This window comes from Enterococcus devriesei (assembly GCF_001885905.1).
GTDB classification, from domain to species: Bacteria; Bacillota; Bacilli; order Lactobacillales; family Enterococcaceae; genus Enterococcus_A; species Enterococcus_A devriesei.
In genome coordinates this window covers 385,186-407,734 of record NZ_JXKM01000002.1, presented here as the reverse complement: position 1 = coordinate 407,734, position 22,549 = coordinate 385,186, and the positions used below count along the sequence as shown (strand labels likewise).

Genomic DNA, 22,549 nt, shown 5'->3' with positions numbered 1-22,549 from the left:
ATTAATTAAAAAACGGATTTGTATCTATCTCTTGACCGATCGTCGTTGCCGGACCATGTCCAGGATACGCTGGCAATTCGCGAGGTAAGGTAAAGAGATACGTTTTAACACTATATAGAAGCTGTTGTAGATCTCCGGTATAAAGATCCGTGCGGCCGATACTTCCTTTAAATAAAGCATCTCCCACGACAACAAAATTGTCAAAGATAAAGCTGACACTACCGATAGAATGTCCCGGGGTGGGAACCACTTGGAAGGTCATGCCGCCAATCGTGTATTCTTTCAGCTCAAATTCAAATTCTGCCGGTCGAACAATCAAATCCGGCATATCATCATGTCGGCCTAAGCCTGAAAGATTCAGAATAGGGTCACCTAACCATTTTTGTTCCAACGGGCTGACATAGACCGGAATATCATACAATTTCCGTAATTGTTCTACCGCTCCAATATGGTCATAATGGGTATGGGTTAAAAGAATTGCCTGTGGTTTTTTCCCGACACGTTTAATTTCTGCAGCTAAGCGATCTCCCTCAGCGCCTGGATCAACAATTAGTAAATTCTGCTCGTTATGGATCAAGTAACAATTTTCTTGTGCAACCCCCGTAACGAAGCCTTCGATTTGAATCATTATTTCCCTCCTAACTCATTCTCTTTAGAAAATGAGCCTCAATTTCACACCAGCTAGGTCTTCTCGTTTAGAGACCTAGGCTGAATTTCTTCTTTATTATACCTTAAAAGCAAAAAATATGTGGAATCCCTGAACGAATTTGACATTTAGGTAAGCATTGAGCCTTTTTCTTTCGTTAATAATAGTAAAGGGGGAATTTATTATGACAAATTGGATGAAAATGATTGAAGGAGAGCCAAACGTACTATTTGTTTTAGCGCTGATTTCATTAGCTATGCTGCTGGATTTGATCACCGGATTGATTGCTGCACGCTTAACGAAGCAGCTCTCATCAAAAATAGGGATTAATGGGATTTTACGAAAGATCGCCAGTATTTTGTTACTGCTATTTTTCCTGCCGGTTGCAAGCTTGATCCCAATGAATGCCGGCAACGTCTTGCTTTACGCGTTTTATCTATCGTTTCTATTTATGGAGATTCATTCGATCTTTGAAAACTACGAAAAAATGGGAATTGCAACTGATCTTTTCCGCGACTTTTTGCAACGTTTAATAGATAAGTCGGAGGACGAGTAACACTTGACGCCGTTTAGAAAATCTTCTATGGTTGAACAGCAAAAACTTTTAAATGAAAACAAATGATAAAAAAGATAGATGAGGTGAAGACGTGACAGTCAAGAAAATAGCTGTTCGTGAATTAGTTGAATTCATTCTACGCAGCGGCAGTATTGATGAAGGAAAAAACAGCAGCCACACACCTCAAGAGGGTGCTAGAATTCATCGCAAGCTGCAGAAAGAAGCTGGATCGAGCTATCAGAAAGAGGTCTGGCTGAAAAAGCCATTAACTATTGCCGGCATCGAGGTTCAAATTGAGGGTCGCGCAGATGGGATCCTTTTGCAAGATGAACTGACCTATATCGATGAGATAAAAACCTCAGAAACACCTTTTGAAGATTTAGAAGAAGGGATCATTAATCTGTATTTTTATCAAGCAATGGTTTACGCCTATATCTATAGTGAACAAGAAGAATTAAGTGAAATCGGAGCACGTCTAACGTATTTTCAGACGACGGAAGAAAAAATCACGCGACAAGAACGTCGGTATAGCTTCCAAGAGCTAGCGGACTTTTTTACCGATTTAGTCCAAAGCTATGAAAACTGGCTCGTTTTTCAAATGAATTGGCGGGAAACGAGAAATCAATCACTGAAAGAATTGGCCTTTCCTTTTGAAACCTATCGTGCCGGACAAAGAGAATTGGCTGCCGCCGTTTACAAGACGATTCATGCGCAACAAAAGCTCTTTGTTGAAGCACCAACCGGGACAGGCAAAACGATGTCGACATTGTTTCCCACATTCAAAGCGATGGGAGAAGAACTAGGTGAAAGGATCTTCTATTTGACCGCCAAAACAATCACCCGGCAGGTCGCGGAAGAAACCGTGACTAAAATTACTCAAGAAGCCGCCCGAATCAAAAGTGTAACTTTGACGGCGAAGGATAAGATTTGCTTTTTGACTGAACGAAATTGTACGCCGGAGCATTGTCCTTTTGCTAAGGGGTATTACGACCGCGTGAATGATGGTTTATGGGATATGTTGAATAACGACGATCAATATACTCGTCCAGTGATTGAAGACTATGCGCGCAAGCATGAGCTTTGTCCTTTTGAATTATCATTAGATGTTAGCCGCTTTTGTGATCTTGTCATAGGAGACTATAATTATCTCTTTGATCCAACTGTGTACTTACGCCGCTTTTTTGAAGAAGAGAATAAAAGCAACTTAGTGTTAGTAGATGAAGCTCACAATTTAGTTAACCGGTCCAAAGAAATGTACTCGGCAAGTATCTCAAGAAACAACTTAACAAATGTTCAAAAGGATTTAAAAGGTTCTTTTAAAAAACTAAATAAAGCCTTTATAAGGGCCGATAACGAATTTGAACTGATTTATCAAGCCCTTGACGGCGAGGCTTACCTCCATCAGCAGAGTGCTCCAGAAGGGCTTGTTAATAGTCTTTTTAAAGTTCAAGAACTGATTAAAGAATGGTTGGCGGAAAATCCTGAAGACCCTATGCAGCAACGAATGCTGCCAGCTTATTTTGAGATTTTGCGCTTTACGCGAATGAGTGAGTTCTATGATGATCATTACGAGACAACGGTGGAATTTAAAAATTATGACTTGATCGTCAAAGAATATTGCATTGATCCTTCATACTTTCTAGAACAGACCATGGACAAAGTCGGCAGTAGTATCCTCTTTTCAGCAAGCTTTTCGCCCTTAGATTATTATCAAGAAGTCTTAGGCGGAGGGGAAGAGAGCTTGACCTATCGTTTGCCCAGCCCGTTTCCAACAAAAAATCGATTAGTGGCGGTGGATGCTAGTATCCAAACGACATATCAGAAGCGGGTCCAAAGTATTCCAAAAATTGCTGAAGCTATCGAAACATTAGTCAAAGCCAAAACTGGAAACTATTTAGTCTTTTTACCGTCTTTTCAATTTCTTGATCAAGTCGCAGATTATTTTCATGACCGTTATCGAGAGTATGCGATACAGATCCAAGGCTCGAAATTAAATGAAGCTGAGCGAGAAGAATTTCTAGCTGCTTTTGTAAATCAGCCGAAAAAAACGTTGATCGGCTTCTGTGTGTTAGGCGGGATTTTCTCTGAAGGCATTGATTTAGTCGGTGGAAGGCTGATTGGAACGGTTGTAGTAGGTGTTGGTCTTCCTCAAATCAATCACGAACAAGAGTTAATCAAAGAGTATTACGATGAAAAAAGAAACGAAGGATTTAGTTACGCTTATCAATTACCGGGGATGAATAAGGTGATTCAAGCGGCAGGTCGAGTGATCCGCACAATGAAGGATCAAGGAATCATTTTACTTTTGGATCAGCGCTATACGAATCCCCATTATCAAAAATTATTACCGATTAGTTGGCGTGATCGCAAAGTTGTCTATGGTGCAGAAGAATTAGGTAAAACCATCCAAGCCTTTTGGGAAGAAACAGAATAAAAAAGCAGTAGGCTACGTTAGTCTGAAATCTAACGTAGCCTACTTTTTTAGCGATAATTTGTAAATTGCAGATCAATCGGTAAGTCGATGTTTTTTACTAAAGCAATCACCTTCTGTAAATCGTCACGATTTTTTTCCGCGACCCGTAATTGATCTTCTTGAATTTGCGCTTTAACTTTGATTTTGCTGTTCTTGATAGCAGTCGTTAATTTTTTTGCACTTTCCTTATCAATGCCGCTGACTAAATCAGCTTTCTGCCGCGCATTGCCCCCAAGGGCGTGTTCAGAAGCGGAAAACTGAATATTTTTTAATGGAACTCCACGTTTGATCAATTTACTGAACAAAACTTCTTTGACTTGTTCGATCTTGTAATCGTCCTCTGCAGTAACAACTAATTGGTTGCCTTCTGTAGTAATGTCAAAGCTACTACCTTTGAAGTCGAAACGATTTTTTAATTCTTTCAATGCGATTTGAACGCCATTTTTGACTTCTTCTTTGTTCAATTCTGATACGATATCAAAGCTTGCTTCTTTCGCCATAATTATCCTCCTAAAACTTTTGAATCTTTTCCTCTAGTTTATCAAAAATTGATAAGAAAGCTATAATTATTCTCCAATAAGCGGATGAAAACGATTGATTATTCTTATAGAGAACTGGTACTCTATTATGGGTTTGAATGAAGGAGGAATAGCTGATGCAAAAAGTTATTAATTACACATCAAAAGATTTGGCAAAAAAAATCGTTGTCATTCTTTTTACCGGCTTAACAGGAGCCGTTGGGCTGAATTATTTTTTGATTCCGGCAAATGTTTTTTCAGCAGGGATGACAGGGATCGCCCAAATTTTAGAACATTTATTAACTAGCTTCGGCTTGACGATTGATACCGGAATCTTGATTTTCCTTTTGAATGTTCCTGTATTTATTTTAGGCTTTATAAAGTTAGGAAAATCGGCGATGATTTTAAGTTTTGCTAACGTGATCGCGATGTCCGCGTTTACCACCTTGATTCCAGTTGGACAAGTGACAGATAACGTCTTGATGAATGCCATTACTGGTGGGGTATTACTAGGGATCGGAGCAGGCTTTTCCTTGAAGTTAGGTTTTACAACTGGCGGTTTGGATATCGTCTCTTTACTCTTATCTAAAACAACCGGTCGAACAGTGGGCAATTATATGATGTTGTTAAACGGCGTGATCGTCGTAGTCGCAGGTTTCTTCTTTACATGGGAGAGTGCACTTTATACCATCATTACGATCTTCACAATGAGTTCCGTGGTTGACTTTGTTCATACCAGTCACCAGAAGATGACGGCCTTCATTAGTACGAATAAAAGCAAGGAAATGTGTGAAGCGTTGAGTCGTGAATTACTTCGAGGTTTGACAGTTATTCCGGCACGGGGCGGCTTTAGTTCAACAGAGCGGGAAGTCATTATGATCGTATTGACTCGTTATGAATTATATACTTTAAAACAAGTCGTGACAGATATTGATCCGAATTCATTTACTAATATTATGGCGACGGATTCTGTCGTAGGCTCTTTCCTGACCGAGGACGAGCAGATCCAGATGAAAAAAGTAAAAGTGGATCAATAAAGATTCTTAAATGAGAATGACTGGCTGTCAATTCTCATTTACAAACTGAGTAAGATGGAGTAAAATACTGGTGAACTCAAAAGGAGTGGAGCGAATGGAAGAGAAAGCACCAAAATGGACCGAAGCAGAAGTTGCTGAAATTAAAGAAAATATTTTGACCGCTTTAGAGTCAGTTATTGACCCTGAGTTAGGTATCGATATCGTCAATCTTGGTTTGATTTATGAAGTTGATTTTGAACAGACCGGAAATACTATTATCAAAATGACTTTGACCACCATGGGCTGCCCATTGGCGGATATTTTAACGGATAATATTCAATCAGCATTGGCTGAAATTCCAGAAGTCAACAATGTTGAAGTGAAACTTGTGTGGTATCCAGCGTGGACGACGGATAAGATGAGCCGTTATGCGCGGATTGCTTTGGGGATTCGTTAAGAGTTTTAATTTTTAATAGTAAGAATTTGAATATCGGTGTTATACATAAAGTCTTCTCTTTAACAAGGAGAGGGCTTTTTTCTATTGATACCGAGGAACTTTTTGTATATGCTTTAATTAATAACTAAACAAGTATCTATCAATAACGAGGGTGGGTAGGCGAATGAAAAATTTTCTAAAATCATCAGAATTCTGGATCGCTATTTTTAATTTGGCACTATCGCTATCAATTCTGTGGCAGTCTAATCATAGTGGCTGGATTCGGATCAGCAGTTTGCTTTTTTTCATAAATTTCATCATTTGGCTTTATAAAGCAAATCAAAAAGTTAGGCTAAACGCATAGATAGTTTTCTTAGCAAAGGACGGCGTTTTGAATCATGTATTTTATTAGCCGAAGGTCAGTAAGGAGTTGAAGACTGGAAATGACCAGTAAAAAATGGTACAGATTACTTTGGAATTCATTATTTCAATTATTTGGTGGCTTACTGTTTCTCTTTGTCTTCAAGTCTCGCTACAGTCATTTGGTTGCACTTATTTGGTTCATCGCAGCGTTAGTGAATGTTTCTCGAGGAATTAGGTTACGGAAGTTAGATAGTTGAAACAATCATAGAGAGGAACGCTGAGAGATGGAAGATTATACACTAAAAGAGTATCAAGCAGCGAAAAAGTCTTTGGCTTCAACGCTGCATAAGATTGAACAGGCGCTTGTTTCTCTTGAAGAAAAGCATGCACAGGGTCAAAATCGGCAGTCGCAAATTACATTGTCTAAAGAGCGAGTCAAAGCATTAAAACTGTCGCTAGTTCTGATTGAAAGAGAACTCAATAAACTGGCTTAAAGAACGGACATGAACCATTAAAAGTGATCATTATCCCTATGAGCCGAAATAATGGATCGTCCTGATTGTTCCTGACTTTAATGAATAAAGAAGCCAATTTATAAAAACCAATAGATAAACAACGACTGCTGATGCGGTGATCTCCTTAGTGAGATTGTGACATCAGCAGTCGTTGCTTTTTCTTATATTGCTTGAAATATTCCTCGAAGTCGCTCAGTGCGTTTTCTAGTCGGCTCGTTTAAGCTGGCTAATTCGTCTTGAATAATGTCATCATTGGCTTCCTTCAAGGCCAACAAACGATAGATCAAACGCAAATCTTGGCGGCGCACTTTAGGAAAGTGTTGCAGCAGGACTTGATTGAAATCGGCGTTCATTTGATTGATACCAAATAGCGGATCTTTCTGGATTGTATAGTTTTCTAAATAGTGATTGAGGTCTTTTAGAGCGGAGGTAGCTTTTTCTGGAACAAAGCCGTTAGCCCAGGTAGCCGTCAGTAAAACAAAACTATCGGCATCGGCTAATTCTGCCTGAAACGCTTGGATTGAAGCGTTTAGGACGTTTTCTTGCAGTTGTTCAAAGGCGATTGCATCGTTTTTCTTAAGTCGCAAGAAATAATTGGTGAAACCATCACTATTTAGCAGGTTCAACTCAATTGCTTTGAACCAATTATAGTGATGAGAATTTAAATAATGATAGCTTTTTTCGTTTTTAGTAAGTGTAATCGTTTCTAAGTCTTCAATCGTTTTCATCATTTCCCTGCTTTCTTTTTCGCCATTATACTACTTTTTACGCAAGCGAATCTTTTTGTCTCCTTTTTGGATTAAGCTATAATGAGAATAGGTCATATTTTTGAGAGGATATTTTATGAATGAATTAATTAATACCTTTAATGAACGAAAGGGTGATTTGCTTTCAGCGGTGTTTGAGCACTTGGCGATTTCTTTAAGCGCGTTGTTAATTGCGGTTGTCATCGCGATTCCATTAGCGATTTTGCTAAGTCAACGTAAGAAATTAGCTGAAGTGGTGTTACAAATCACTAGTATTTTGCAGACGATTCCTTCTTTGGCATTATTGGGACTGCTGATTCCTTTTGTCGGGATTGGTACGGTTCCAGCCTTGATTGCTTTGATCGTCTACGCGTTGTTGCCGATCTTCCAAAATACGTATATCGGACTGTCAGAAATCGATCCTTCGATTGAAGAAGCAGCGGATGCCTTTGGGATGTCTCGAATGCGTAAGCTTTTGCGTGTGGAGCTACCAATGGCCATGCCAGTTATTATTTCAGGGGTTCGTACAGCGCTAGTGTTGATTATCGGGACGGCTACCTTAGCCGCTTTGATTGGTGCTGGCGGTCTAGGAACCTTCATTTTACTAGGAATCGACCGTAACGATCCGAATTTGACATTGATTGGAGCTATTAGTTCGGCTTTATTAGCGATTATTTTTAGTACCTTAATTCGTTTCTTGCAGCATCGCAGTGGAAAAGTTGCTTTAGCGGCTCTCGGTGTTATCTGTCTCGGTATTGGTGGAATTTTCTTTGCTCAAAACAATCCGATGGGTGGGGAAACAGTCACGATTGCCGGAAAGTTAGGTTCTGAACCAGATATTTTGATTAATATGTATAAAGAAGTCATCAAAGATGAAGATTCGTCGATCAATGTGGAATTGAAGCCGAACTTTGGGAAGACCAGTTTCTTGTTTAGTGCAGTCGAGAATAATCAAATTGATATGTATCCAGAATTTACCGGAACTGTCTTAGAGAGTTTGGTGAAAGTTCCAGATAATACACCGGATGATCTTTCACCAGAGAAAACTTATCAAGAAGCAAATAAATTATTAGGTTCGCAATTTGATATGCGCCTACTAAAACCAATGGAATATGAAAATACCTATGCGTTGGCGATGAAGAAAAGTGAAGCAGAGAAGCGTGGCATCACTAAAATTTCTGATTTAGCGGCGCAACAGGATCAATTGAAAGCCGGCTTTACCTTAGAATTTATCGACCGGGAAGATGGTTATCGTGGGATTCAAAAGAAATACAATGTGAAGCTAGGCTCCGTGCAAAGTATGGAACCGGCCTTACGCTATCAAGCAATCAACACCGGAGATGTCGATGTAATCGACGCTTATTCAACGGATAGTGAGATTAAGCAATACGATCTAGTAACCTTGGAAGACGACATGCATCTCTTCCCGCCATATCAAGGAGCGCCGTTAATGAAAAAAGAGTTTGCCGATAAACATCCGAAGATTGTCAAAGCCTTGAATCGTTTGTCCGGTAAAATTACAGAAGACCAAATGGTGGAGATGAATTACTTAGTAAACGTGAAAAAGGAACAACCAGCAAAAGTTGCCCATGACTTTTTGGTGAAAGAGAAGATCATTGGGGAGGATAAATAGATGGAATCAATTATTGAATTTAAAAATGTCAGTAAAGAATTTGAAGGCAACGTGGTTCTAAAAGATTTGAACCTCTCAGTGAAAAAAGGAGAAATTTTTGTACTCGTCGGACCTTCCGGCAGTGGTAAAACGACTTCATTAAAAATGATTAACGGCTTGATTGAACCAACCGATGGCGATATTTATTTTAATGAAAAGCGGATCAAAGATTATGATATCCAAAAATTACGCTGGCAGACAGGGTATGTCTTGCAGCAGATCGCTTTATTTCCCACTATGACGGTGAAAGAAAATATCGACGTGATTCCAGATATGCTAGGCTGGGACAAACAGCGTCGTAGTCAACGGGTAGATGAATTGTTAAATGAAGTGGATTTAGATCCGGAACAATACCGTGATCGAATGCCTAGTGAGCTTTCAGGTGGCCAGCAACAGCGGATCGGAATTATCCGAGCACTAGCAGCGGAACCAGATATTATGCTAATGGATGAACCTTTCAGTGCGTTAGACCCTATTTCCCGTGCCAGTCTTCAAGATTTAGTAATTCAACTGCATCAAAAATTAGGCAATACGGTTGTTTTCGTGACTCACAACATGAAAGAAGCGTTAAAAGTCGGCAATCGAATCGCAGTAATGCATGAAGGAAAACTGATTCAATGCGATACTCCAGAAGAAATTCAAAAACATCCGAAAAATCAATTCGTAAAGGATTTCTTTGATGAAACCAACGATGAAGTATATACCCAAACATTAGAAACACTTATTGACGGCGGCTATTACCTAGAGGCTCAGCCAGCAGACGAAATGTTGCCAAGTTTAGACATTGCTACTAGCTTGAGCGAAGTCTTTGATCTGTTAGCAGAGCAAGAAGCGTTTACCATTAAGCGAGAACAAAAAATTATCGGAACGATCAAACGGAGCGATGTTTTCCGCTTCTTAAGTCAGGAGGAATAGAAATGGATACTTATGATGTCATTGTGATCGGTAGTGGACCGGCAGGTAATGCGGCGGCTTATGGACTCAAGGAACAAGGGAAGAAAGTTGCCATCATCGAATCGGATCTTTGGGGCGGAACTTGTCCTAATCGCGGTTGTGACCCAAAAAAAATGCTGATGAGCGGCGTAGAAGTACAAAAGAGAGTTAGCACGATGATCGGTAAAGGCTTCGAGCAAGTGCCGAATATAAATTGGGAAGATTTGATGGCTTTCAAACGAAGCTATACGGATCATGTACCAGAAAATACGAAAACCGGTCTGGATGAGGCGGAGATCGACCGTTATCAAGGGCAAGCGGAATTTGTCGATGCCCACAATATTATGGTTAATGATCAGACGTTAGCAGCGGACCAATTTTTGATTGCTACGGGTCAGCGACCAGCGGTATTACAAATTGACGGCTCAGAGCTGTTGCAAAGCAGTACTGATTTCTTAGCACTTGAACATTTGCCGAAACGGATCGCCTTCATTGGTGCCGGCTACATTGCCTTTGAGTTGGCAGTGATCGCGAATGCGGCGGGATCAGAAGTGCATATCATTCACCACAATGATCGTCCTTTGAAAGAATTCGACAAGGAATTGGTGGATGATTTAGTCAAACATTTAGAAGCTGACGGGATTCATTTCCATTTTAATATCAATACAAAGAGTGTTGAACTAGCCGAGCCTAATTATAAAATTGTTGGTGACAGCTTTGAATTAGTGACGGACATGGTGATTGGTGCGACGGGGCGAGTACCGAATGTTGAAGGGCTGCATTTAGATAAAGCAGGTGTTGCTTTTGACAAACGAGGTATCCAAGTTGACGAACACTTACAAACCACCCAAGCTACTATTTTTGCCTGTGGCGACGTTTTAGCGAAGTCACGACCTAAACTGACGCCAGTTGCTGGCTTTGAAGCGAATTATGTTGTGAAGGTGATGACCCAAGCAGGTTCGACAGAAAAAATCAGCTATCCCTTGATTCCAACGATCGTTTTTGGTGATCAACGATTAGCACGAATCGGCCTAAGTGAAAAAGAATTAGCTGATCATGCTGAGAAATACCATAGTCAGACAATCGATTTATCTAGCTGGTACACGTATCAGCGGATCAACGATCAAGGAGCAGCCATTAAGCTCGTTTATGATGAGCAGGATCAGATTGTGGCGATTACTTGTTTGAGTCAATTAGCCGATGAACTGATCAATTATTTGCTGCTGGTCTTGAGTAAAAAGATGACCCATGAAGAAGTTGCGGATTATATTTTTGCTTATCCAAGTCCAGCGAGCGATCTTTCATATTTTATTTAAAACAGAGGGTGACCTCTGTTTTTTTGTGTGCAATTATGCTAAAGTTTACGAAAATACGTTCCCATGGTGAAAAAATGAAAACAACTTTAACCCAAGAAATTGAAAAGGCGTTGTATTATTACTGTATCGAATTAGGCGGGATCGTGGTAGAAGAAGTCACGATGCCTGACGAGCAAGGAATCGTGGATACCCTGGCTTGTTTTTTTAAACCTGATCAGCGGGAATGGCGCTGTTATGAACTAAAGGTGACGAAGGCGGATTTTTATTCAAAAGCCAAACTCTCCTTTGTCGGCAACTATAATTATTTTGTCTTACCCGAAGCGCTTTATGAAAAAGTCCAAGGAGATATCCCGAACGAGATTGGCGTCTTAGTCTATCGCCCGTACCGTGAATCAGCTGAAATAACCAAAGAGCTGCCAGCCGCAGGGACTTTTTTTGTGGCTAAGAAACCCTTGAAACAAAAGTTACAAGTCGCTGAAGAGGCGTTGACGCAACGCTTTATGGCTTCTTTGTTCCGAGAAGTGCGCAAGGCAAAACGGATGGACTATGGGACGAGCTTTTTCTCCACTGAACAGTTGTACAAAGAATTACGCCGTCGGTTAGCTGATCATGACAGTTTGCAAGAAGATAATTATTATCAGCGTTTTATTGAAGATGTACAGGCGGCTCGTATTGCAAGCCTAGAAGAAGAGCTGCGCGCATTAGAACAAGATTATCAATTTTTACGGCAGCAGCAACAAGTGCGCCGCCGACCGACAGAACCTTTGGAGTGAGGCTTTATGAAATATTATCCCTATTTACGAGGAAAGCAATTTGATTTATTGGCGGTCAATTCGTTGATTCAAGCTAGACGCTGGTCTCCAAAGATCCAGCCGATCATTGAACCAGTCAGAGATTCAGCGACTTTGCAGAAAACCATTGAACTTTTCACCCAAGAACAGTTGACTGGTTTTTTAATTACCAATCCCAAAGTTGGGACGGCTAAATTATTTGATCAACGACGCTTCGACTGGGATCTGAAGCCTGAATCTAGTTTAAAACAAGGAGAGATTGTGACCAAAGAGAATCCTTTTGTCGGAGAGATCTATGTTTTTAATGAGCATTCTCCTCGGGAAGCTGACAAGTTAGCGAGAATCCAGTCAAGTGCGCTAACACTGCTTCCTGATCAAGGTCGTTTTCGTATCTTGGATGTGCCAAATAAAATTTTTCTAAGAGAAGCCTTTCAAACGAAAAAAAATGTTGCCAATTATGCTGAAAAAGTAGATGATTTTTATAGCGATGAGCATCTTTATAAAAGCTCGAATCCTCAAGGTTTCAGTGACTACACAATTGAAGGCCGTCGTTATTTTGATAAAGGTGGACCCAGCCGGGCAATCGCACTACACATTACGTATTTCGACGCGTATCTTAATTTGAGAGTGAAACATTTTGTTTCTGACAGCAATGAGAGTGCGAAAGATCAAAGCCAAAAGTTTTTCGAGGCACTAGCGAAACTAGCAGAGTGGTATTTTCGAAATCAAGATCAATTACTGCTAACGCTAGGACTGGAGGAGTTGCTGGGGTATCAGGAAACAAAAAAATTCCCTGGACTAGGGAGCATCAAGAAATGGTCGTTGGCCCATCATTTTGAGTTGATCGGTGCCTATTTGGAACAAGGCGATCATTGGCAGAGAGGATGGAATTGAGATGGGTTATGAAGATGAAGATTTTATCGTCAGGCAAGCAAAACAAATGGGGGAACTGCTAGCGGGGTTTCTTGGGAAAAAGGATGCCGAGGCGATTCTTTCCTTTGGTGATGAAGCCAAAAGCGGTGAGATGGAGGATGCTCAGTGGAACTTTCGCCGCAGTACACCAGCGGATATTCCCGAGATCAATCAAATCATTCAAGCTGCGAAAGAATATTTGAAACAACAAGGCTCTCCCCAGTGGCAAAATGGTCGTGAGCCCCACGAAGCGGTTATTCGTCAAGATATCAGTAAAGCAGCCAGCTATGTTTTGACAATGAATGAAGAAATCGTTGGAACAGTGGCGTTGATTGCGGATAAAGACCCTGTTTATGAAGCAATTGAAGGTCAATGGCTGCATAAAGGACCTTACGTAGCTTTGCACCACGTAGCGGTCAGTCAAAAATACCGTGGCGGTGGACTTGGAAAAGCCGTCTTGCAAGCTGCAATCCACCAAGCTCAAGTATTAGGCTATGAAGACATTCGTATCGACACCTATCCGGCCAATCAGCCGATGCTAGGCTTGATTGAAAAATTAGGCTTCAAATATTGTGGAATGGTTCATTTTCCCTTTGAGCATGGGGAGCGCAAAGCGTTTCAATTAATTCAGCCGTTGGCGTAATTCTTGGACCATCGCTGCTAGTGAAGCTTCTCCATCGATTTCGATCAATTGAGGGATTTGTTTGAGACGGTCATAGTTCTCCTGATCTGCTTGATAAAGTGCTAAGCGACGCGCCAATTCCTCTGGGCTGGCTCGTTTTTCTAACCGCTGGATGATCGTATCTTTAGAGATGTTGATCCAAACAGGAATCATTTGCTCACCGAAAGCTCGATACAAATTCAAAAAGCCAGTAGCAGTAATTGGGTCATAACAATCCCCAAGTGTTAGAGCATGGCGTAGTGTTTCTTTGGCGATCCCGTAGTAATGCTCATCGTAAACATCGTATTCAGCGAAGGCATCTTGAATGACCATTTGTTTAAATTGTTTTTTGGTAACAAAGTAGTAATCACGACCGTGTTCTTCGGCTACTCGCGGATCACGAGTTGTGTAAGAAATAATTTTTTGTTCAGGTCGAAAGGCCGCTTCAGCTAAACTGGTTTTTCCTGAAGCACTAGGCCCGATAAAAAGATAACAATGATTCATTGATACAACACGTCCTTTGTTCTAAGTATAAAGAAAGTGGACGAAAGAAGCTAGGGAGGACTCTGTCATGGAAAGAAGTTCACGAAATAAGAAAGCAGCCAACAAATTACCGCTAATAATCGGTGGAGTGGTCTTACTGCTCATCGCCGGCTTTTTCGGAGTACGTTATTATCAAGCCAGCCAAGTAAAGCAGCACGGAGAAGAAACCGTCAAAGCCTTTGTAAAAGGATTGCAAAAGGGCGATTATTCAGCTGTTACGAAAAACTTGAATGCGGATTCCCTTAAGAATAGCGGTTATTCTAAGGCGGAAGTTCAAGAAAAATACCAATCGATCTTTACAGGTATCAGTGCTTCAAATATTAAAATGAAGGATTTAAAAGTGGATAAGGCTGACGATCACTATCAGTTTAGCTATCAACTCTCATTAAATACCGGCTTTGGTCAGCTAAAAAATCAAAAATACAGCGGGACACTGTCTGAGGACGGCAAACAAATCAATTGGAAGCCGAATTTGATCTTTCCAGGAATGAGTGGCAAAGACAAGATCAATTATCGCGTAGATGCCGCAACGCGTGGAGAAATTCTAGACCGCAATGATCAAGGAATCGCCACGAATGGGACCGTCTATCAATTAGGTGTCGTACCAAAAGAGTTAGGTACTGAAAGCGAACGTTCTGCCAAAATCGAGGCCATCGCCAAAAGTATCGGCATCACAGTAGAAGAGGTTGAAGCTGCCTTAAAACAAGGCTGGGTCAAGGAGAATCTTTTCGTTCCGCTTAAAACAGCAGCTGAGCAACCAACAGAAAAACCGGATGGCCTAACAGTCCAACAAACAACAGGACGGACTTATCCATTGAAGGAAGCTGCTGCTCAATTAATCGGCTATGTCGGCAAAGTGACCGCTGACGACATCAAAAAAAATCCAGAGCTGGCAAGTGATAGCTTGATTGGCCGAAGTGGGTTAGAACGAGCGTTGGACAAACAACTGCGCGGAAAAGATGGCGGCGTACTAGCTGTAACCGATAGCAACGGAACAGAAAAGAAAGTTTTGCAAAAAATTGATAAAAAGAATGGGGAGAACGTCAAATTAACGATTGATGCCCGTGCGCAGCAAATTGCCTATAATTCCTTGAATAATCAGCCAGGTTCTAGTATCGTAATGGCACCAAAAACCGGTGAGCTCTTGACTGCTGTCAGTTCGCCAAGCTTTGATCCAAACAAAATGACCAACGGTATCAGTCAGGCGGATTACGATGCATATAACAATGATAAGAATCAACCTTTTATGAGCCGCTTTGCTACCGGCTATGCTCCAGGGTCAACTTTTAAAACAGTGACGGCGGCGATTGGTTTAGATAGTGGAACATTGGATCCTAATGAAGAATTGGCGATCAATGGATTGAAGTGGCAGAAGGATAGCTCGTGGGGCTCATATCAAGTTACCCGCGTCTCAGATGTCAGTCCGGTCAATTTAAAGACTGCTTTGGTTTATTCCGATAATATTTATATGGCGCAAGAAACCTTGAAGATGGGTGAAAAAACTTTCCGCGATGGTTTAAACAAATTCATCTTTGGGGAAGAATTAGATTTGCCAATTGCAATGGATAAAGCTCAGATTTCTAATAAGGATTCTTTTAATTCTGAGATCCTGTTAGCCGATACCGGCTATGGGCAAGGACAATTGTTAATGAATCCAATCCAGCAAATTGCGACTTACTCGGTTCTTCCCAATAAAGGAACACTAGTCTATCCTAAATTACTTGCTTCTGCCGAAACTAAGACTAAAAAAGACGTCATTAAACCCGCGTCAGCAGAAACGATCACAACGGACATGCAAGCAGTGATCAGTGACGCAAATGGAACGGCTCATAGTTTGGCTGAATTGAATCTGCCACTAGCGGCCAAAACAGGAACAGCGGAGATCAAAGAGAAACAAGATGAAAAAGGGCAAGAAAACAGCTTCTTGTATGCTTTTGATACCCAAAATCAAAATTATTCCGTTGTGGAATTTTTGGAGAACAAGCCTGAAGGCAGTTCGGCCACTGAGTTGTCTAAAGAATTATTGACTTATTTGCAACAAACCTATCAATAAAATACTTGTCTGAATCACTGATGCTTGGTAAGATATCCAAGAAGGACGGTGCCATATGAACAAGCGACAACGAAAAAAGCAAGCCTATAAACAATATATTCGAGCAATTTTTGAAGGCTACGAACAAATGCTGGAGGATTCTTCATTGAAGGAACTGCATTTCAGCTACCTTAAAGAAACGACTTACTTGGAACGCGACAGCCAAGGCAAGATCCATTTCACGACGAAAGAAAAATAAAACGAAACGATCAGCCCGATCAAAATGGCTGATCGTTTTATTTTTTATCCCATATAAAGAAAGTTAAAATTTCTCAAATGAATAAGTCGCTTTGCAGCAGGTCTAGCCATGTCTGGCTTCACGAACTAGCTTTATCGGCAATAAGCTGAGCGAGTTCGCAAAAGCCTTTCTTGGCAAATCCATAAAAAAAGCTTTTTTTCCTCCAACTAAAGTCTGAAAAAAAGCTTAAAAGATTCTTAGCTTAGTAAATTATTTTATAAAAATATAGTTATTATTAAGTGAAAGATCATAAATCAGCTAAAATAAAACTATCAAATGCAGGAGGCAAACAAATGAAACTTCATAAATATATTTTATTAGCAAGCTTAGGCCTTTCTCTCGGGGTTGGCCTAATCGGTCAAACTTCAAAGGTTCAAGCAGAGGATACTTCTAGTGAGACGGTCATCAATGAACGCTGGGGTAAGCCGACCTTTGTGGCAGGAGCGGGTTTAAATCAGCAACAACTCAATCAGACGATGAATGAACTTGGGATCAATCAAGACAGCGTCAAAATGGAACAAGCCACCGGTGTGGATCTGGTAAAATATCTCGGCTATGGTAGCGGTGATGACAGTGTCATGCTAAGCTCGGTCGTAGTCAATCGAGAAGATCAAGGCAAAGGGATCAATGTTAAAATTTTGACACCGCAAAACATTACTCAAATCACAGCGGATCAATACAAAAATCCTTTAGTTACTGCAGGGATTACCGATGCAACGGTGAAAGTTGCCAGTGTTGTTAAAGTAACCGGCGAAAGTGCTTTAACGGGTGTTTATAAAGCCTTTGAGGCGAACGGTGAAACGGTTGACCCGCAACGAGCACAATTAGCGCAAACCGAATTAGACACGACCTCTGATGTCGCCCAATCAGTCGTCAATAATGCTAATGAACAAAGTCAAAATCAAAACTTATCAGATAGTGAAAAGGAAAAAGCCGACGACGCTTATAAGGCGCAACTGAACCAAACCTTAGTTGATATCAAAAAAGATTTAGCAGACTTGAAAGAGAAACAAGGAGAGTTGGCGACTAAAGAAGACGTTGAAAAAATCGTCAATGACGCCTTAGCAAAAAATAATTTGTCACAATATGTCTCAAAAGAGGATATCAATAAATTAGTGGCGCTAGGACAGCAATACCAAACAACAAATGGCGTTCTGGATAAAGAATCCATTCAGCAATTAGATAAAATCAGTGGCGATTTTAAAAATACTGTAAACAATTTATCTGACCAATTAGGAAAATTCGGTGATTCACTAAAAGGGACGATTGAAGACAATCAAGGTTTCTTCGCCAACCTATGGCAACAGGTCAAAGATTTCTTTAGCGGATTAACGAACTAACGTTATAAAGATTGTGTCATTTTCGGAAATGGCGCAATCTTTTTTGCTATCTAAGCCAGATTAGACTTATCATTAGAGCTCCGCTAAGGTAAAATAGAGGAGTGGTTTCATTATTACCAGTTAATTATGTTGAAATTTGATATAATATATAAAATTTACAGCTTTTTTTGTTAAAAGAATCCGTACCCCTCATTACCGGATAAGTGAAATGTTTTGGCATTTGACATCAGCAAACGTATAATTATTTTTAGCAGTAACACTTTTGAATGCGAATAGCGGTTCATACGTGAAAACTCTAAGGCAAACTGAACAATTTTCTAAGCTGAATGAATGGGTGGTCATTTAGAAAATGCAGCAGAGTTGTTATTTGGAGAGACACGTAACGTAATGGATAAAAGAAAACTAAGCAATAGCTTTCTTTTCATAGCATTTATTAAACAAGAAGGAGGGTCTTAGATGGAGACTCCAGAAAAAAAGGAAGAGCATCAAACCGACACGTCATTTGATTCGGTAAAGGAATCAGCTTCAGGTGTGTTAGGCGGGTTGATGGGGCAAATCAAACAGTTGGAAGAAGCGATGGCGGCGGAACGAATGGGCGATGTTTATCGCATCTATTGGAAAGAGCTGCCAGCCTCGATTCAACAATCCAGCAACATGAATCATGAGATCGACAATTACTTGACTAGCAAATTAGATCAAGAAATCCAGAGGGCGTTCCCATTTATGATCATGCGGGAGGTTGTTTCGCCTGTTTTAATGAACTATCAGATTGGAAGCTATTATCGCGATCGGACCGTTCTACAGGTCGATGCGACGCAGCCAACGATTAAAATTCTACCTGAAATACGTGACCAATGGAAACGGGTCATGGCCGGAGACTATAAAGCGCAATTAGCTGAGTTACAAGACCAGCAAGATAATTTTGACGCGAAAACAATTGCTGCTCAATCCGAGCTGCGAGATTTAGATAGCAAGATCGCTCAAGAAGAAAAGAAGAAAGCCGAGCTTGAGGAAACAAAGACCTTCATGAATCGGAAAAAGATCGAAGAAGAAGTCGAAGAAGTTGAGGCCCGTTTAAAGGAACTAAAAAAACAACGTAGCCAGTGGGCACCTTTTGTGGGCGACCAATTATCTGGTGAATCACAAAAGATCGAGTTAGCGAATAAAATGTATGGACTCGCGTTGGAACAAGCCATTGCTTTGAAAGAGTTGCGCCTAATCAACAAACGCTTCGGCGGCTTAGACGAGATGGATGCCGCACTTGACCAATTCATCGTGGATTTTTTAAACAAGGGGGCGGAATAAATGACGGAAGAAAAGAATCGAATTAATCAAATCTATGATTCCTTAGTAGACACTGAAGAGCCCGAATTAAATATTCGCGAAAAAGAGATTCTGCACCCGGAAGAATCAGCGGAAGACATCGGGACTGAAAGTCTTAAAACGACCGCACAAGACAAACCAGTCAGCGGGTCCGCTTTGAATTATTATGACAATCGCGAACAGAATTATCAGGATCTTTTGAGCTTGATCGACGATGCTGAAAAAGAATTAGCGGATTTGAAATTCCGCAAACTTTTGATGGAATCGGATTTTACAACGCTGTTGGATTACTATAAGAAAATTTTTGTGAAAGAGGAAGAATCTGCTTCGGCAATCGCTAAAGGGGCGTTAATGGAGTACTTTACCTTTGAGTTGATCAAGCCGTTAGAAAATCACGGACTACAACTCTCATCCAATGAATTTTCAACCTGGGAAACAAAACATTTCAATCTATCCTATCGCTTAACGAATGAGGACAAAATCTGTTTCAGTTTCATGATGCCAACCTCTGATGGCAAACTTCGCAGCGAGAAAATCAAATTGATGGAGGTTGATCCGGCTTCTATGTCCGTAACTGTCTTGGATACCGCAGTTTTAACACTGTTGAAGGATTGTTACTATGAACATATTTATACTAGCGGACAAAACTCGATGTTTAGCCGTGAAATGAATGATGTCATTGCCCACATGAAGGAGCTCGGATTTAGTTTTGATAAGAATCTTTTAGATAATAGCGAGCCGTTAGATCTTGATGTTCAGTTGAAACACCAGACACCGGTGGATGTTTTAGATCAGATCTTCATTACCACGATGGACAATGAAAAATATGACTTTAAAAAAGTTGGTGAGGACAGTTATCTGGTCGCTCTTGATGGCAACCAAACCGTCACTATCAAACAAGACAATCTTGCACATACTAGCAGCCTAAAGTTAAATACTGATCGTAAAAATAAATCGCTGATTGAATTCTTTGGCAGCTATCCTTTCTTGGTGCCGTTAACGATTACGGATTAATGAAACTGTGCCAATCTTGGCACAGTTTTTTTCGTCAAATTCACGAGGCCTTTGAAAATTATTAAGGTTTTCGCCTTTTTTTACAAGGAAATCACGTTCAATCGTGAAAGTCATTAAATCGTATGATATACTTTGAAAGTTGATATGAAAGAGTATCATTTACCATGTTTGAAAGAGGGTAGAGATTGTGTGTGGAATTGTAGGATTTATTGATCGTTCAAATACAACGCAAAAAGAACAAATTGTTAAAAATATGATGGATACGATTGTTCACCGCGGACCAAATAGCGCGGGACAATTTATCGACGAAGGCGCAGCTTTAGGATTCCGTCGTCTAAGTATCATTGACCTTGAAGGTGGCACTCAGCCCATCAAAAACGAAGATGAAACAAAGATTATTACCTTTAATGGAGAAATATATAATTATCAAAGCATTCGCGAAGATCTGATCGCGAAAGGACATATCTTTACGACTCATGCCGATACGGAAGTTTTACTACATGGCTACGAAGAATACGGTGTAGAACTGTTGCAAAAAATCCGTGGGATGTTCGCCTTCGTGATTTGGGATACGGAAAAACAAGAATTATTCGGTGCCCGTGATCATTTTGGAATTAAACCTTTGTATTACGCACTAATGAACGGAACGTTCATGTACGGTTCAGAAATCAAAAGCTTCTTACAACATCCAAACTTTGTCAAAGAGCTTAATAGAGAAGCCTTGAAGCCTTATATGACCTTCCAATATTCAGCCTTAGACGAAACCTTCTTCAAGAATGTTTACCGGATCAAAGAAGGCCATTACTTTACTTATAAAGATGGCAAGCTGGATATCCAGCAATATTGGGATGCCAAAGAGCAAGAAACCAATATGACTTTAGACGAAACGGTTGATTTGATTGATGACACGGTTGTGAAATCAGTAGAAGCTCACCGAATCGCTGACGTTGAAGTTGGCTCGTTCTTATCATCTGGGGTCGATTCAAGCTATGTAACGGCTGTATTACGCCCAGAGCATTCATATTCGATCGGTTTTGGCGACAAATCCTATAATGAATCTATCGAAGCTAAGAAATTGGCGGATTTGATTGATTTAAATAATACGTCTCGTGTCGTTACTGGAGATGAAGCCTTTGAATATTTCCCGCTGATCCAATACCATTTGGATGAGCCTGATTCAAACCCTTCATGTGTACCTTTGTATTTCTTGGCCGAACTTGCCAGTCGTGATGTCCGCGTCGCCTTGAGTGGTGAAGGAGCAGACGAATTATTCGCCGGCTATCAAGCCTATGGGATGAACACAAGATCTAAAGCTGTCATGGTAGTAGCTGAAGGTTTGAAAAAATTACCAAAAGGCATGCGCTACTCGATCGCTAAAGGGTTGAAAGGCAAAACCTTCAAAGGTGCGTTGCATTTGTATACGTCATTAGCACCGGCTGAAGAATTCTTCATCGGTCAAGCTAGAGTCTTTGAAGAAGATGAAGCTGTTGATTATTTACAACCTGAATTCCAACAAAGCCCTACGATCAAAGACATCGTGGATGTGCATTACGAAAAAGTTCAAGACATGTCCGAAATCAAAAAAATGCAATATTTGGATATGCACCAATGGATGCCAAAGGATATTCTTTTGAAAGCTGACAAATTATCAATGGCCAGCTCATTAGAAGTTCGGGTTCCATTACTAGATAAAGAATTGATGAAGGTTTCAGAGGTCGTTCCTACGAAATACTTGATCAATGCTGAAAATACAAAATACGCTTTCCGCCAAGCAGCTGCACGTCATTTGCCAGAAGAATGGTACAATCGTGAGAAACTAGGCTTCCCAGTTCCTATCAAAGACTGGTTGCGTGAAGAAAAATATTATCACATCGTCCGTGATGTCTTTACTCAAGACTTCGTGAAAGAATTTTTTGATCAAGATAAGATCGTAAAATTATTAGACGATAATTTCGCTGGAACAGCAGACGGTCGTCGTAAAATCTGGACGATCTACACCTTCTTAACGTGGTATCAAGTTTATTTCATCAACGATGGTGTCAAACCAGTCCCAGCAACAATTGCGTAATTTTTTCATTCAATTTGACAATTAATATCTGTCAGGTTATGCTAGTAACAAGGAAACTTAACAAATATAATGAGGTGTCTTGGTGAGTGTAGTTATTTAATTTGGAGTAACTAAATAGCAAAAAATCCTGTTGTCTAACAGTTTATTTTGCATGCCAAATTAGATACCTATCAAAGCGGATGAATCATTTCAAGCTATGGAGAGGAATCTCTATAGCTTTTTTTGCGAGTTGCTCTTCCTGCTTTAGCAGGTTAGAGCAATCGTAAGCGTAGTGAAGATTAAATTCACTTTTCCTGAACTTGGAAAAGTGAGTACTTTAGTTTAAACTAGCTGTCCTTACAACTTTTCGCAGCTCGTTGCCCTAAGGAATAAGTATA

The 22,549-nt window shown here is 40.4% G+C and carries 21 protein-coding genes; 17 read left to right on the top strand and 4 right to left on the bottom strand.

The window, feature by feature from the left end; translation table 11 throughout:
- Position 1: 1 nt before the first annotated feature.
- Positions 2 to 628, bottom strand: a complete 627-nt coding sequence (locus RV00_RS04530; protein WP_071861412.1) for an MBL fold metallo-hydrolase — start codon at positions 626 to 628, stop codon at positions 2 to 4.
- Positions 629 to 830: 202 nt separating this feature from the next.
- On the opposite strand from RV00_RS04530, the gene RV00_RS04525 reads away from it, so the two are divergent.
- Positions 831 to 1,202, top strand: a complete 372-nt coding sequence (locus tag RV00_RS04525; RefSeq protein WP_071861411.1) for a phage holin family protein — start codon at positions 831 to 833, stop codon at positions 1,200 to 1,202.
- A gap of 91 nt (positions 1,203 to 1,293) precedes the next feature.
- A complete protein-coding gene (locus RV00_RS04520; protein ID WP_071861410.1) occupies positions 1,294 to 3,636 on the top strand; it encodes a helicase C-terminal domain-containing protein in 2,343 nt (780 codons plus the stop codon).
- Between the two features lie 47 nt (positions 3,637 to 3,683).
- On the opposite strand, the gene RV00_RS04515 is transcribed toward RV00_RS04520, so the two are convergent.
- Positions 3,684 to 4,175, bottom strand: a complete 492-nt coding sequence (locus RV00_RS04515) for a YajQ family cyclic di-GMP-binding protein (RefSeq protein WP_071861409.1) — start codon at positions 4,173 to 4,175, stop codon at positions 3,684 to 3,686.
- Positions 4,176 to 4,330: 155 nt separating this feature from the next.
- Here RV00_RS04515 and RV00_RS04510 point away from each other — a divergent pair, with 155 nt between their 5' ends.
- From RV00_RS04510 to RV00_RS04495, 3 genes are all read left to right on the top strand, one after another.
- A complete protein-coding gene (locus tag RV00_RS04510; RefSeq protein ID WP_071861408.1) occupies positions 4,331 to 5,230 on the top strand; it encodes a YitT family protein in 900 nt (299 codons plus the stop codon).
- A gap of 94 nt (positions 5,231 to 5,324) precedes the next feature.
- Complete coding sequence (locus RV00_RS04505; RefSeq protein WP_071861407.1) at positions 5,325 to 5,666, top strand: metal-sulfur cluster assembly factor; 342 nt, start codon at positions 5,325 to 5,327, stop codon at positions 5,664 to 5,666.
- Positions 5,667 to 6,292: 626 nt separating this feature from the next.
- Entirely contained in the window at positions 6,293 to 6,502 is a 210-nt protein-coding gene (locus RV00_RS04495) for a hypothetical protein (protein WP_071861405.1), read from the top strand.
- A gap of 182 nt (positions 6,503 to 6,684) precedes the next feature.
- Here RV00_RS04495 and RV00_RS04490 read toward each other — a convergent pair whose 3' ends face one another.
- Positions 6,685 to 7,251 (bottom strand): hypothetical protein, encoded by a 567-nt coding sequence (locus tag RV00_RS04490; protein ID WP_071861404.1) that lies wholly within the window; start codon positions 7,249 to 7,251, stop codon positions 6,685 to 6,687.
- Between the two features lie 115 nt (positions 7,252 to 7,366).
- Between RV00_RS04490 and RV00_RS04485 the strand changes: the two genes are divergently transcribed.
- The 6 genes from RV00_RS04485 (at position 7,367) to RV00_RS04460 (ending at position 13,536) form a co-directional block, all read left to right on the top strand.
- Complete coding sequence (locus RV00_RS04485) at positions 7,367 to 8,902, top strand: ABC transporter permease/substrate-binding protein (protein ID WP_071861403.1); 1,536 nt, start codon at positions 7,367 to 7,369, stop codon at positions 8,900 to 8,902.
- Entirely contained in the window at positions 8,903 to 9,856 is a 954-nt protein-coding gene (locus RV00_RS04480; protein WP_071861402.1) for an ABC transporter ATP-binding protein, read from the top strand.
- 2 nt (positions 9,857 to 9,858) lie between these two features.
- Positions 9,859 to 11,190, top strand: a complete 1,332-nt coding sequence (locus RV00_RS04475; protein WP_071861401.1) for a dihydrolipoyl dehydrogenase family protein — start codon at positions 9,859 to 9,861, stop codon at positions 11,188 to 11,190.
- A 74-nt stretch (positions 11,191 to 11,264) separates the two neighbouring features.
- The gene (locus tag RV00_RS04470; protein WP_071861400.1) at positions 11,265 to 11,963 is read left to right on the top strand and encodes a hypothetical protein; all 699 of its coding nucleotides are present in this window, start codon (positions 11,265 to 11,267) and stop codon (positions 11,961 to 11,963) included.
- Between the two features lie 6 nt (positions 11,964 to 11,969).
- A complete protein-coding gene (locus RV00_RS04465) occupies positions 11,970 to 12,875 on the top strand; it encodes a sce7725 family protein (RefSeq protein ID WP_071861399.1) in 906 nt (301 codons plus the stop codon).
- Position 12,876: 1 nt separating this feature from the next.
- Positions 12,877 to 13,536, top strand: a complete 660-nt coding sequence (locus RV00_RS04460; RefSeq protein WP_084133229.1) for a GNAT family N-acetyltransferase — start codon at positions 12,877 to 12,879, stop codon at positions 13,534 to 13,536.
- Here RV00_RS04460 and RV00_RS04455 read toward each other — a convergent pair.
- Positions 13,516 to 14,058, bottom strand: coding sequence for a guanylate kinase (locus tag RV00_RS04455; protein WP_071861398.1), 543 nt, complete (start codon positions 14,056 to 14,058; stop codon positions 13,516 to 13,518). The genes RV00_RS04460 and RV00_RS04455 overlap by 21 nt on opposite strands.
- Positions 14,059 to 14,125: 67 nt before the next feature.
- On the opposite strand from RV00_RS04455, the gene pbp4 reads away from it, so the two are divergent.
- The 6 genes from pbp4 to asnB all read left to right on the top strand — a co-directional run bounded on the left by pbp4 (position 14,126) and on the right by asnB (position 22,172).
- On the top strand, positions 14,126 to 16,150 hold the full coding sequence (gene pbp4, locus RV00_RS04450) for a penicillin-binding protein PBP4(5) (RefSeq protein WP_071861397.1): 2,025 nt from the start codon (positions 14,126 to 14,128) through the stop codon (positions 16,148 to 16,150).
- A 55-nt stretch (positions 16,151 to 16,205) separates the two neighbouring features.
- Positions 16,206 to 16,388 (top strand): hypothetical protein, encoded by a 183-nt coding sequence (locus RV00_RS04445; protein ID WP_071861396.1) that lies wholly within the window; start codon positions 16,206 to 16,208, stop codon positions 16,386 to 16,388.
- 332 nt (positions 16,389 to 16,720) lie between these two features.
- Complete coding sequence (locus tag RV00_RS04440; RefSeq protein WP_071861395.1) at positions 16,721 to 17,767, top strand: DUF1002 domain-containing protein; 1,047 nt, start codon at positions 16,721 to 16,723, stop codon at positions 17,765 to 17,767.
- Positions 17,768 to 18,223: 456 nt separating this feature from the next.
- The gene (locus tag RV00_RS04435) at positions 18,224 to 19,072 is read left to right on the top strand and encodes a hypothetical protein (RefSeq protein WP_071861394.1); all 849 of its coding nucleotides are present in this window, start codon (positions 18,224 to 18,226) and stop codon (positions 19,070 to 19,072) included.
- A complete protein-coding gene (locus RV00_RS04430) occupies positions 19,073 to 20,104 on the top strand; it encodes a hypothetical protein (RefSeq protein ID WP_071861393.1) in 1,032 nt (343 codons plus the stop codon).
- 187 nt (positions 20,105 to 20,291) lie between these two features.
- The gene (asnB, locus tag RV00_RS04425; protein WP_071861392.1) at positions 20,292 to 22,172 is read left to right on the top strand and encodes an asparagine synthase (glutamine-hydrolyzing); all 1,881 of its coding nucleotides are present in this window, start codon (positions 20,292 to 20,294) and stop codon (positions 22,170 to 22,172) included.
- Positions 22,173 to 22,549: the final 377 nt, after the last annotated feature.

What these genes read in the sequence shown, in the direction of transcription:
- RV00_RS04530 (WP_071861412.1), bottom strand. Translation starts at nt 628, where the DNA reads ATGATTCAAATCGAAGGCTTCGTTACGGGGGTTGCACAAGAAAATTGT.
- RV00_RS04525 (WP_071861411.1), top strand. Translation starts at nt 831, where the DNA reads ATGACAAATTGGATGAAAATGATTGAAGGAGAGCCAAACGTACTATTT.
- RV00_RS04515 (WP_071861409.1), bottom strand. Translation starts at nt 4,175, where the DNA reads ATGGCGAAAGAAGCAAGCTTTGATATCGTATCAGAATTGAACAAAGAA.
- RV00_RS04510 (WP_071861408.1), top strand. Translation starts at nt 4,331, where the DNA reads ATGCAAAAAGTTATTAATTACACATCAAAAGATTTGGCAAAAAAAATC.
- RV00_RS04505 (WP_071861407.1), top strand. Translation starts at nt 5,325, where the DNA reads ATGGAAGAGAAAGCACCAAAATGGACCGAAGCAGAAGTTGCTGAAATT.
- RV00_RS04495 (WP_071861405.1), top strand. Translation starts at nt 6,293, where the DNA reads ATGGAAGATTATACACTAAAAGAGTATCAAGCAGCGAAAAAGTCTTTG.
- RV00_RS04490 (WP_071861404.1), bottom strand. Translation starts at nt 7,251, where the DNA reads ATGAAAACGATTGAAGACTTAGAAACGATTACACTTACTAAAAACGAA.
- RV00_RS04485 (WP_071861403.1), top strand. Translation starts at nt 7,367, where the DNA reads ATGAATGAATTAATTAATACCTTTAATGAACGAAAGGGTGATTTGCTT.
- RV00_RS04480 (WP_071861402.1), top strand. Translation starts at nt 8,903, where the DNA reads ATGGAATCAATTATTGAATTTAAAAATGTCAGTAAAGAATTTGAAGGC.
- RV00_RS04475 (WP_071861401.1), top strand. Translation starts at nt 9,859, where the DNA reads ATGGATACTTATGATGTCATTGTGATCGGTAGTGGACCGGCAGGTAAT.
- RV00_RS04470 (WP_071861400.1), top strand. Translation starts at nt 11,265, where the DNA reads ATGAAAACAACTTTAACCCAAGAAATTGAAAAGGCGTTGTATTATTAC.
- RV00_RS04465 (WP_071861399.1), top strand. Translation starts at nt 11,970, where the DNA reads ATGAAATATTATCCCTATTTACGAGGAAAGCAATTTGATTTATTGGCG.
- RV00_RS04460 (WP_084133229.1), top strand. Translation starts at nt 12,877, where the DNA reads ATGGGTTATGAAGATGAAGATTTTATCGTCAGGCAAGCAAAACAAATG.
- RV00_RS04455 (WP_071861398.1), bottom strand. Translation starts at nt 14,058, where the DNA reads ATGAATCATTGTTATCTTTTTATCGGGCCTAGTGCTTCAGGAAAAACC.
- pbp4 (WP_071861397.1), top strand. Translation starts at nt 14,126, where the DNA reads ATGGAAAGAAGTTCACGAAATAAGAAAGCAGCCAACAAATTACCGCTA.
- RV00_RS04445 (WP_071861396.1), top strand. Translation starts at nt 16,206, where the DNA reads ATGAACAAGCGACAACGAAAAAAGCAAGCCTATAAACAATATATTCGA.
- RV00_RS04440 (WP_071861395.1), top strand. Translation starts at nt 16,721, where the DNA reads ATGAAACTTCATAAATATATTTTATTAGCAAGCTTAGGCCTTTCTCTC.
- RV00_RS04435 (WP_071861394.1), top strand. Translation starts at nt 18,224, where the DNA reads ATGGAGACTCCAGAAAAAAAGGAAGAGCATCAAACCGACACGTCATTT.
- RV00_RS04430 (WP_071861393.1), top strand. Translation starts at nt 19,073, where the DNA reads ATGACGGAAGAAAAGAATCGAATTAATCAAATCTATGATTCCTTAGTA.